The sequence below is a fragment of the Bradyrhizobium sp. 35 genome (assembly GCF_023073215.1).
In the GTDB taxonomy this organism is placed as follows: Bacteria; Pseudomonadota; Alphaproteobacteria; order Rhizobiales; family Xanthobacteraceae; genus Bradyrhizobium; species Bradyrhizobium canariense_D.
This window is the reverse complement of sequence record NZ_JADPJC010000059.1, coordinates 1-10,083: the sequence shown is the minus strand read 5'-3', so window position 1 is coordinate 10,083 and position 10,083 is coordinate 1. Positions and strand designations below refer to the sequence as shown.

Genomic DNA, 10,083 nt, shown 5'->3' with positions numbered 1-10,083 from the left:
GGAGTCGATCGACAAAGCCACTCGGTCCTTGCCGCAGCGGGCGAGCGCTTCAAAGATCGCCTGCCAATGTCCGCGCTTAGCCCAGCGATTGAACCGATTGTAGATCGTCGTGTAAGGGCCATAGTCGGACGGGCAATCGCGCCAGCGTGCGCCGCACTGGAGCATGTGAATGATACCGCTGATAATGCGTCGATCGTCTTCGCGCGCCGGGCCGGTCTGGTTTGTTGGCAGATGCGGCTCTATCTGAGCCCACTGCTTGTCGTTGAGCCAGAACAGTCCTTTGCGCATCGAAGTCCCCCGTGCCGAATCAACTTGGCACCAGGGAATCAGAACTCGCTAATTAGGTACAGACCCTAGATGTCGAGCTTGTGGAGGCCGCCGTCCGCGTGCGGCGCATCGAGGTCGATCAACATCGTTATGAGCTTAAGGCGCTGATCGACTCCGAGAAACGCTCGAAGGGCTCTGTCAGAGGAGACCGTCAAATTTGTCTCGAATAATGACAAGGCCGCCTCGATGCTCCAGGTCGTCGCGTTGCGGCTTATCGTCGTTGGCTGACGAGCCGAGGCGAGGTGGACGGGCGTCGAATATCCCAAGATCAGCTTGCAGGATATCTAAAGCTACGTCACTTCGAAACCGAAGAGACGGTCTCCACGCGCGACGAGATCGGTCCGGAGATCCTGAAGACGTACGAGAAGCTCGGCATCCGCTTGCCCACGGTCACCATGCACGAGTGCATGGAGCTAGGGTCGTAACAGGATCCCCGCCGCCCGCGCTCTCGCCGCTTACTCCAGTTTCGCAAGTTAGCGTGCATCCTGACGTCCGGAACTGTTCCTGCGATGCCGCGCAGGCCACGTCCAGGCTGCACTACTCGCCAGCGGCGACGGAAACAACGAAGGCGCGGCCAAAGTCGCTCAGCACGTAAGTGCTTGGCACACCGAAGGAGATCATCTTGACCAACGCCACGGAGCGATCGAGCTCACGGCTCGTCGCGGGGTCCGCCGAACACAGGCAGTCCGGCCTGATCATCCGTTTGATCCTGGAGCAATCCGGCCTTGACAATTCCTAAGGAGCCTCATGGCGCTGTGATCAAGCGGATGCCGGCCGAGGATGATCGCAAACGTCCTCGCGGGCGAGTTCGAGAAGCTGCTGACGGAAAAGACCGGATTTGTCGCGATCACGCAGATGTCGAAGCGCCCACCGCGTTCGTTCTGCTCGCGTTGGCTCATCCGAATACGCCAAGCGGGTGTTGACGGACGCATTCACAAGCGGAGGCTCCACAGATCTAGGCGTTTTTACCAGGCCGGGAGTAAGACCGTTGTGCCCTAGCTGGTACAGCTCGCAATCGCTTGGGCAATATCGCGGCGACACTTAGTAGGTTGACGGATCGATCCTCGTGCGCCTAATGCCAGCCGTCGTGGTCTTCGGATTCGTTTGATCCGGAGCTAAGAGGGAAGCCGGTGCAATGCCGGCGCTGCCCCCGCAACTGTAAGCGGCGAGCCGCTGTCCAACGAAGTCACTGAAGCCATGCGGCTTCGGGAAGGCCGGACAGCAGCGACGACCCGCGAGCCAGGAGACCTGCCTCGACAATATATCGTCCACGGGCGGGGTGTCCCGGTGTGCGCCAAGCAGCTGTCGCTCACGCGATATTCGCTGCATGCGTCCGCCATGGCCTTTGCCCCAATCATGGGGTCTGAGCTATGTCTTTTCTTTCGCTTCCCGTTGCCACACTGGGGACGTCACGCATCGGCCCACGACGCGAACTCAAAGTCGCGCTCGAGAGCTACTGGGCGGGAAACTCCAGCGAAGCCGAGCTCCTCGAGGCGGGGAGTGGACTTCGTGCCGCTAATTGGGCACGGCAGAAATCCCGCGGTGCGACCGTCATTCCTTCGAATGACTTCTCGTTCTACGACCATGTGCTCGATACCAGCCTAATGGTCGGCGCCATTCCCGACGTCTATGGCTGGACCGAAGGTCCTGTGTCGCTCAAGACCTACTTCACCATGGCGCGTGGCGCTCAGGACAGTGGTCACGCTCAGCACGGGCCTGGCGTAGCCGCACAGGAAATGACGAAGTGGTTCGATACCAACTACCACTACATGGTGCCGGAATTTCACCGGGATCAGATCTTTAAGTATTCCTCTCGAAAGCCGATCGAGGAATATGAGGAGGCAAAAAGCCTCGGCTACCAAACGCGCCCCGTCCTAGTTGGCCCAGTCACTTTCCTGAAGCTTGGCAAAAGCGCAAATCCCGCATTCAATCCGCTGTCGCTGCTCGATCGGCTCCTCCCAGTCTATGTCGATGTTCTCCGCGAACTATCCTCGCGCGGTGCTGAATGGGTTCAGCTGGACGAGCCATGCCTGGTGATGGACGTCGACGAAGCATCGCTGGCAGCTGTCCGCCGGGCCTACGCTCATTTCGCAAAGGTTGTGCCGGCCCTTAAAATAATGCTGGCCACATATTTCGGGGCTATCGGCGACAATCTTGAAACAACCTTGGCCTTGCCCGTTGCCGGGCTTCATGTGGATCTGGTTCGGGCACCTGACCAGTTGGACGCAATTGTCGCCACAACCCGTAGAGATCTCGTGGTCTCACTAGGCGTCGTTGATGGTCGGAACGTGTGGCGCTCCAATCTTCCGGCGCTGCTCGACCAACTTGCTCCTATGGTCCAAAAATTGGGCAGGCACCGTGTTCAGATTGCTCCTTCCTGCTCGCTGCTTCATGTTCCGATCGACATTGAGCTAGAGACCGATCTCGATCCCAATCTGAAGACATGGCTGGCGTTCTCAGTTCAGAAGATCAAGGAACTTTCGATATTGAGCAAAGCGCTGGCCGGCCATGCTGCCGAGGTGGCCGATGAACTTGCGCTTTCGGAGGAGGCAGCCATCACCCGCGAAACATCGCCCGAGATCCACAATGCGAATGTCGCCGGACGAATCGCCGCGATCGACCATAGCATGCTTCGCCGTCGCAGTGCGTTCACCCAGCGTGCCGACGTCCAGCGCGTCGCGTTCGCATTGCCGATGTTTCCAACGACAACCATCGGATCCTTCCCGCAAACGGCCGATGTCCGGAATGCGCGCGCGGCTCATGCGCGGGGAACGTTGAATGACACGCAGTACGAGCAGCTTCTGAAAGCGGAGACAGCCCGTACCGTGAAGTGGCAGGAAGATATCGGCCTGGACGTGCTCGTACACGGTGAGTTCGAGCGCAATGACATGGTTCAATACTTTGCCGAGCAGCTGTTGGGCTTCGCTTTCACCAAGCATGGCTGGGTTCAGTCTTATGGCTCGCGCTACGTTCGTCCGCCTATCCTGTTCGGAGATGTCTCCCGGCCGAAGCCCATGACCCTCGAATGGTGGCGCTATGCGCAGTCTCTGACCAAAAAACCCGTCAAGGCTATGCTGACCGGACCGGTGACGATCCTGAACTGGTCGTTTGTGCGTGACGACATCTCGCGGCGCGAGACATGCCGACAGATCGCTCTCGCGATCCGAGATGAGGTCATCGACCTTGAGGCGGCTGGAGCGACAATGATCCAGATCGACGAGGCTGCGTTGCGGGAGGGATTGCCGCTACGCAAATCGCAGTGGAAGAACTATCTCGATTGGGCGGTGGACAGCTTCCGCCTTTGCTCCTCCGTGGTCGCCGACGGAACTCAGATCCATACTCACATGTGTTATTCCGAGTTCAATGAAATCATCGATGCGATCGCAGCAATGGATGCCGACGTCATTTCAATCGAGACGTCGCGTTCTAAGATGGAATTGCTCGAGGCCTTCAAGAGCTACAAATATCCAAATGAGATCGGGCCCGGCGTCTATGACATTCATTCACCGCGCATTCCCGCAGCGGCGGAAATCAAGCAGCTGATTGTGTTGGCGCGGCAGCGAGTTTCCGATCGGCAGCTCTGGATCAATCCCGACTGCGGACTGAAAACGCGAAGGTGGGAGGAGGTGCGTCCCGCGCTCGTCAATATGGTGGCCGCCGCACGCGAGTTGCGGGCCGAGCCATGATGGGCCGGAGCGTTTCGCCAACGCGTTTGTGAACAAGATGCACGCGCTTTGGGGGCTTACGATGTCCTTGGGAGCTTTCAAAGTTCCCAGCGCCGCGGAATGCGGGCGGGCGTCGGCGGAGGCGGTCGCATACAGCCGGCGACAAGCTCGATTCTCGACCCGACGGCCGACAGCATGCCGGCGAGGTCCGATCAGGTCCTATTGCGACGTCATTAACGCTCGACGCGAAGCACAGCCCTACTTTTTCATTTATCCATCGCGTGGATGCGTCTCATCACAACAATCTATTTTACGGTCCTTACGGAACGTCATACGAAATTCAGGCCCTGGCACGCTCTTCGGGAGAGGTAATCGAGCGTTGTTGGTTTTTGGGGACGTGCCAAATGCTGCTGTGCGACGGCAAACTGCCGCTTGTGTTTCAGGGCACGGCAGCCAAACCGGCGCAGGATCCCATCTCGGTCAAGGCACTGCCGTCCCAACCGGACAGCGGGCGAGTGGTGGAAAAGTCGTGAAGTTTCCGACAGGAGCGGAAGGCAAACGGCTCCAGATTTCGCGCGGAGTGATATCCGTTTCTCCTTGTTTGACGGCGAATGCCCTCGCCGAAGATCGATCGGCGGTAAGTCCTCCCTGCCGACGAAAGCTGGTGCGATGCGTAAAGCAGCGTTGTTCCTGCGTGACTTTTGCCTGGCCTCCGGAGGAGGCCGGGCTTTTTTTGGTGCGCCAGGCATGGCGCGGACCGCCGTGACTGGCGCGATTCGACCGGAGTGGTGTCCGGCCGATGACTTGGAGGTAAGAGTCCTTTCCTGGGCACCATACAATTCTGGATGTCAAACAAATCCAGATAGATAAGCCCTTTCAGAGTGTTGCGTTGGCCCCGACTGTGTAACAATGGGGTGTAACATTGCTGTTTAGGATTGTTCGGCCGATGCGCCGGGATGAATCTCGCTTTCCTTTTTTCGCGCAGCGTATTCCGGCTGATGTTCGGCGCAAGGCAGTCGGTCTCAAACTCGCGATACCGCTCGGCGATAGCTTCGTCTTCGTGACGCCTACTGAGGGCACTCAGGCCGTCCGGTTCTCTCTTCGCACCGCAGAGCCAAGTGAAGCTAAGAGGCGTCACGCGCTCGCGGCGGCCTCTCTAGCGACCGTGTGGGAGGCGCTCCGCAATGACTCTCCCGTGCGTCTAACCCACCGGCAGGCGACGGCTTTAGCAGGCGAACTCTATCGCGTGTGGGCGGACAGCGAGAGCCTCGCCCGGAGTGTTGCTATGGTGCACACGCCCGGAGAGGGCTGGGCGCCGGACACTGAGAGCCAGGACGAGCAGGAAGCCCATTGGGCGGCCGTGGTGGCGATGTGGGCGAGGGTTGGCGAGGACGGCGAACCCCAAAAACTGGAGAAGCAGCTCGGCGCCATCGTGGACCGCCTCTTGCTGACCAAGGGCATCCGCCGGGTAGATAGCGAATCGCGCGCTCTCTTGCTCACTGCTTTTTGGATGGCGCTGCGTGACGCCTTCGTGAGCCGCCAGCGGAACGCTGATGGCGACTATTCCCCCGACCCCAAGGCTGCTCGCTTTCCCGAGTGGCAGGCCCCGGCAGATGCGCCGAAGGAAAAGCCAAAGCGCGGCGCCCCCAAGAATTGCCTCACCGGGCTAGTCGAGGACTGGTGGAAGGAAGCCAAGCGGGCCGGCCGCAAGCAGAGCACCTATGAGAGCTATCGCAACTCGATGGCCCGCCTTGTCACGTTCCTGAAGCACGACACCGCGAGCCGGGTGACGCCCGAGGACATTGTTCGCTTCAAGGACTATCGCGTGCAGAGCGGCGTTAGCCCGAAGACCGTGAAGGACAGCGACCTCGCCGGGATGAAGACGGTGTTTGGCTGGGCCGTGGTCAATCGCCGGCTGTCCAGCAATCCGGCCGAAGGGATCACCATCAAAGTCGGCAAGTCGCGCAAGCTCAGGCCAAAAGGGTTCTATGATTCCGAGGCTATCGCAATCCTGAAGCATGCCCGCGAGTTCGTGCCCCGCCGGGAAGCCCCGAAGCTGGCAGCGGCCAAACGGTGGGTGCCGTGGCTATGCGCCTTCACGGGCGCCCGCGTGGGCGAGATGATTCAGATTCGTAAGGAGGACATTCGGCGCGAGGGCAAGCTCTGGGTGCTACATGTAACGCCCGAGGCTGGGCCCGTGAAGACGGATGAAGCGCGTGATGTTGTGCTCCATGGACAGGTCATTGAGGAAGGCTTCCTGGAGTTCTTCGAGAAATCCAAGGGCGGCTATCTCTTCATCGACCCCAAAGCCGGTGAATTAGGCGTGCGCAACGCGGTCAAGACGGCGCGTAACAAGGTCAATGAGTTCGTCCGTGAGGTGGTGAAGGACAAGAACGTTGATCCAAGCCACGGTTGGCGCCATCGCTTTAAGACCGTTGGCATTGAGCAGGGCGTTGAGACGCGCGTTCTGGATGCCATTCAGGGGCATGCGCCGCGCAACGTCTCGGAGGGCTACGGAGACGTGACCGTTAAGGCGAAGGCGAACGCCATCGCGAGGTTTCCGGTCATTGAAATCGCATAAGCCACCGATAGCCGACGAAATCCGCCAGGGTCTCCAAGGTCCGCCAAGGGGCAGAGACGACATCAAGCGGACTAGCGACGCGTCCTGATCCATCTTATATCCGGCTCATGAACGACTGCTGTTGCGCTCTACCGCCCTTGAACGTCGGCGGGAACAAGAAATCGGATGCCGCCTACCGGCGGGTGCTCTGGACTGTGCTTGCCATCAATGCCGCTATGTTTGCCGTTGAGGTGGTCGCAGGTCTTGCTGCCGGATCAGCTTCGCTGCAAGCCGACTCACTCGACTTCCTAGGGGATGCTGCGAACTACGCCATCAGCCTACTCGTTGTCGGCATGACACTTCGCTATCGGGCGGGCGCGGCTCTTGCGAAGGGCGCCACTATGGGCATGTTTGGCCTATGGGTCGTTGCAACCGTCATCTGGCACATTCTGCACGGAACTCTTCCGAGTGCTTTCGCGATGGGCACCGTGGGAGCTGCCGCTCTGATTGCGAATGCAGCTTCCTTTGGTCTGCTTTGGGCTTATCGTCATGGTGATGCAAACATGCGGTCGGCATGGATTTGCACGCGGAACGATGTACTGGGTAATCTCGCGGTGTTGTTGGCTGCGGTCGGCGTGTTCGGGACCGGCACAGGTTGGCCCGACATCGTTGTGGCGGCGGTCATGTCATTGCTTGCAATTCAAGGGGCTGTGGTGGTGGTCCGGCAAGCCAGCCGAGAGTTGCGGATTGGCCGATTGGCGGCGGCTGAATAATTTAGCCGCCGAACTCTCGGGTTATTTGCCGTCCTTGCGCAACGCGCCGCTGGCGTCGATAAGCGCCCTTAACGGACTCCAGCTTTCGGCTATAGCGCTTCGATCGCGCGCTTCAGACCCGCGGGCGTCAAACTGTAGGCCACGTTGGGAAGCGAAAGTGTGGTGCTGGAGAGCCATCCAAGCTCTTTGAGCCTGTTGTAGGGGCGATGATCGACGTTGCTGTCCGCGTGCACGCTATGCCCGTTCGCGTGGATATGTTGCAGAAGCGTGATGTCGTTGGCTGTCGGTTGCATTGTGACAGGTCTCCAAATCAGGATGCAGCATAGTGCGCGCCGGCGCTTTAGTCGACCCGATGGCGTCGGTACGGGCCTATCTCGACGCGGAGAAGGCGTCCAGCACCCGCAGAGGCTATCGCTCCGATTGGGCGGACTTCACCGCCTGCAGATGAATGAGGGCGCATGACGTCTTGGCTGCTGAACTGCTCTTTGGCTTAGGCGAACAGACGACACCAAGAAATAGGGCAGCCAGGCGGACACAAAGGTCACCAGCTTTCAGTCTGCTCCACAGTGGCAGAGACTGTCAGGAGAACGCCGCCGTTATTCCTAACGACAATTGCGATGGTGCCCGGACGAGCAGCAAAAGTAAAATCGCGCACGGCCTCGCCGAGGGCAATCATGGCCATCCTGTGAGCTGCAACAACGCTGTGCATTTCCTGGCCGAACTCGTCGACAGTGACCCGTTCCGCTTCATGATAGTCGAAATGAAAACGCGGCATTGGGCGCTAAGTTAGCAAATGCCCGCGCGTTCCTAAAATCCTGCCCCAGATTTGCTGAGCGTTGATCCTGCGCTTGCGTTCAACTCATGCAGATATTCAGGGCTGAACTCGGCTACAGCTTGCAGTTCCTGTGGGCGGAGCACTGTAACGATGTGGTTTTCCCATTCAATGAGGCCCAAACCCCTGAGTTCCTGGATCGTCCTGTTCACGTGAACTATCGAAAGCCCACATGCGTCGGCAACATCTTGCTGGGTGAGCGGGATCCGGTAGCTGCCATTGTCCGCCAGCCCAACAAATTCCATCCGAGTGGTAAGCTCGCAAACAAGATGCGCGAGGCGACCTAAGGCTTGGCGCGCTCCGAGATTCTCAACCCATTCGCGATAAATGGCGGCCTGTATCAGCGTTTCGCGCCAAAACGCGTGTGTAAGTCCGAGAGATTCGGTCATCATCTCTCTGAGGGACGAATGGGGCACAGCGGCTATCGTCGAATTGCCTACGCTGCAAAGATCACAATCCGCGATCGGCAGATGCAGGGTAGGCAAGTCGGGCATGTCCCCAGCCAGGTAGAATGACGAGATCTGATTTCGATCATTCACCACTCTTTGCCGAGCTAGAAAGCCATCCACGACAACGATGCAGCTGCTGGGCTTGTCTCCCTCGCGCACGGCGTATTCGCCATCAGCCAGGGACTTCACCCTGTATTGAATGCGCGCGAGTCTGAGCTTATCTCGTTCGAATAGACCGCCGACTGCCTGTAGGCGCGCTATTAGCTTGCGGTGCGGCATGATCGCTCCCTTGCACATGCAGGCGGGAGCGCGAACTCTCTCAGCCACCGACGCCTACGGACAAAGCCTCGGCCGGTGATGCTTCAGTAAAGCATGAAAAGCGCAAGCGTGCCAGACTCTTCGGCAACGAACATCGCTTTCTCGCGCTCCGGCCAGATGGAGCAGCGTTTGGACGCGGGCACGCTTCGGGTCACAAGCGGGCGTGCCGGAGCGTTATCCCACAATCAGCTGCTCGCCTTCGGCACGTCTCGAACCGTCCACAGACTGTTTCTGAGTTATTACCGCTTCAGGAAACTTCCAGAACCTTCCGGTTATCGAAATTTTACGGCCCCGGACTACCTTCGTGGCGAAGGAGCCTGTCATGAAGCCATCAGAAATCTACAAGGAGAACGCCCATAACTGCGCCATGCTCGCAGAAGGAGAGCCCTCCAAGGACAGCCCAGCTTACAAGCGGTACCGGCGCATGGAGCAGGCGTGGCGGTCTTTGGCCGAAGAGCAGGAATGGCTGGATGGGGAAGTACCGCCGGTTCGGACGGATCGCGCCGACATATCGAAAAAGCCGTCGGGTTAGGACGGCAATGGCTGTGGGACCCGAAGTCCCCACCGGGCGGTCCCTTCCAAGGACTTTCGCGGACGCTGATGAGGCAAGCCGAAGCACAATCGCCGAAGTTGGTGTCCGATGCTGATGGAAAGTGAGTGTCAATGACTGTTTTCTCGGGCTCGGTATTCGCGATGGAAGTTGAGGGCAAAGCTATCTTAGCGTTCGAGGCAAAGAATTTCCGAGAAGCCTTCGAGTTGTGCAAAGAGGACTGGGTTCGTGATGACTTGACCGCGATTACATCGAACGGCCTTCCGCTTTGCTCCTCGACGGCCAAGTTGACAGTTCGCAGGGCTGACGAAGCCGAGATTGTCATCTATCGAAACGCAGCTCTCCAAGCTCAGACAGAAGACTTGGTCCTAGCATATCTTGTGGATTTAGATTGAGCGTAGCGACCTTCCCCGTGGCGCGCCTTCCAGGAAGAGAGGGGCATCCATGACTTCTGCTCTGGGTTGACGAGCAGACGTGCCGGCGGCCGCTCCGAGAGCCACTGGAGTCCGCTAATGTGAAGGGTTTCGGATGCCGGCCGCATGATTGACGGCGCGGCACATTCGGGCGGCCGGCGTCCGAAAGCCTCCAAGGGAGGAAACCGCGCATGGT

Annotated in this window: 11 protein-coding genes and 1 riboswitch; of the genes, 6 read left to right on the top strand and 5 right to left on the bottom strand. The window is 59.0% G+C overall.

Features of this window, described 5'->3' with window-relative positions; genetic code table 11:
- Positions 1–288, bottom strand: a 288-nt coding sequence (locus IVB36_RS13770; protein ID WP_247390905.1) for a transposase, incomplete at its 3' end; no start/stop codon positions are given.
- Positions 289–864: 576 nt separating this feature from the next.
- Positions 865–1,026, bottom strand: a complete 162-nt coding sequence (locus IVB36_RS13765) for a hypothetical protein (RefSeq protein ID WP_247391690.1) — start codon at positions 1,024–1,026, stop codon at positions 865–867.
- A gap of 372 nt (positions 1,027–1,398) precedes the next feature.
- Positions 1,399–1,598, top strand: a riboswitch (cobalamin riboswitch).
- Positions 1,599–1,697: 99 nt separating this feature from the next.
- Here IVB36_RS13765 and metE point away from each other — a divergent pair.
- From metE to IVB36_RS13750, 4 genes are all read left to right on the top strand, one after another.
- Entirely contained in the window at positions 1,698–4,013 is a 2,316-nt protein-coding gene (gene metE / locus IVB36_RS13760; RefSeq protein WP_247391688.1) for a 5-methyltetrahydropteroyltriglutamate--homocysteine S-methyltransferase, read from the top strand.
- 383 nt (positions 4,014–4,396) lie between these two features.
- Positions 4,397–4,525: a hypothetical protein gene (locus tag IVB36_RS40125; protein ID WP_256464700.1), complete on the top strand. Its 129-nt coding sequence runs from the start codon at positions 4,397–4,399 to the stop codon at positions 4,523–4,525.
- A 413-nt stretch (positions 4,526–4,938) separates the two neighbouring features.
- Positions 4,939–6,573 carry a tyrosine-type recombinase/integrase gene (locus IVB36_RS13755; RefSeq protein ID WP_018454565.1) on the top strand — a complete coding sequence of 545 codons (1,635 nt, stop codon included), beginning with the start codon at positions 4,939–4,941 and terminating at the stop codon, positions 6,571–6,573.
- 137 nt (positions 6,574–6,710) lie between these two features.
- Positions 6,711–7,325: a cation transporter gene (locus IVB36_RS13750; protein ID WP_346731042.1), complete on the top strand. Its 615-nt coding sequence runs from the start codon at positions 6,711–6,713 to the stop codon at positions 7,323–7,325.
- Positions 7,326–7,414: 89 nt separating this feature from the next.
- Here IVB36_RS13750 and IVB36_RS13745 read toward each other — a convergent pair whose 3' ends face one another.
- The 3 genes from IVB36_RS13745 to IVB36_RS13735 form a co-directional block, all read right to left on the bottom strand.
- Positions 7,415–7,618, bottom strand: a complete 204-nt coding sequence (locus IVB36_RS13745) for a hypothetical protein (RefSeq protein ID WP_018454563.1) — start codon at positions 7,616–7,618, stop codon at positions 7,415–7,417.
- A gap of 248 nt (positions 7,619–7,866) precedes the next feature.
- A complete protein-coding gene (locus tag IVB36_RS13740; RefSeq protein ID WP_018454562.1) occupies positions 7,867–8,100 on the bottom strand; it encodes a hypothetical protein in 234 nt (77 codons plus the stop codon).
- 32 nt (positions 8,101–8,132) lie between these two features.
- Complete coding sequence (locus IVB36_RS13735) at positions 8,133–8,885, bottom strand: Crp/Fnr family transcriptional regulator (RefSeq protein ID WP_247391686.1); 753 nt, start codon at positions 8,883–8,885, stop codon at positions 8,133–8,135.
- A gap of 361 nt (positions 8,886–9,246) precedes the next feature.
- Here IVB36_RS13735 and IVB36_RS13730 point away from each other — a divergent pair, with 361 nt between their 5' ends.
- Positions 9,247–9,456, top strand: coding sequence for a hypothetical protein (locus IVB36_RS13730; RefSeq protein WP_026234041.1), 210 nt, complete (start codon positions 9,247–9,249; stop codon positions 9,454–9,456).
- Between the two features lie 131 nt (positions 9,457–9,587).
- The gene (locus IVB36_RS13725; protein ID WP_247391685.1) at positions 9,588–9,869 is read left to right on the top strand and encodes a hypothetical protein; all 282 of its coding nucleotides are present in this window, start codon (positions 9,588–9,590) and stop codon (positions 9,867–9,869) included.
- The last annotated feature ends 214 nt before the right edge of the window (positions 9,870–10,083 follow it).

Excerpts from the sequence above, each read along its gene's own strand:
- IVB36_RS13765 (WP_247391690.1), bottom strand. The coding sequence starts at position 1,026 with ATGATCAGGCCGGACTGCCTGTGTTCGGCGGACCCCGCGACGAGCCGT.
- metE (WP_247391688.1), top strand. The coding sequence starts at position 1,698 with ATGTCTTTTCTTTCGCTTCCCGTTGCCACACTGGGGACGTCACGCATC.
- IVB36_RS40125 (WP_256464700.1), top strand. The coding sequence starts at position 4,397 with ATGCTGCTGTGCGACGGCAAACTGCCGCTTGTGTTTCAGGGCACGGCA.
- IVB36_RS13755 (WP_018454565.1), top strand. The coding sequence starts at position 4,939 with ATGCGCCGGGATGAATCTCGCTTTCCTTTTTTCGCGCAGCGTATTCCG.
- IVB36_RS13745 (WP_018454563.1), bottom strand. The coding sequence starts at position 7,618 with ATGCAACCGACAGCCAACGACATCACGCTTCTGCAACATATCCACGCG.
- IVB36_RS13740 (WP_018454562.1), bottom strand. The coding sequence starts at position 8,100 with ATGCCGCGTTTTCATTTCGACTATCATGAAGCGGAACGGGTCACTGTC.
- IVB36_RS13735 (WP_247391686.1), bottom strand. The coding sequence starts at position 8,885 with ATGCCGCACCGCAAGCTAATAGCGCGCCTACAGGCAGTCGGCGGTCTA.
- IVB36_RS13730 (WP_026234041.1), top strand. The coding sequence starts at position 9,247 with ATGAAGCCATCAGAAATCTACAAGGAGAACGCCCATAACTGCGCCATG.
- IVB36_RS13725 (WP_247391685.1), top strand. The coding sequence starts at position 9,588 with ATGACTGTTTTCTCGGGCTCGGTATTCGCGATGGAAGTTGAGGGCAAA.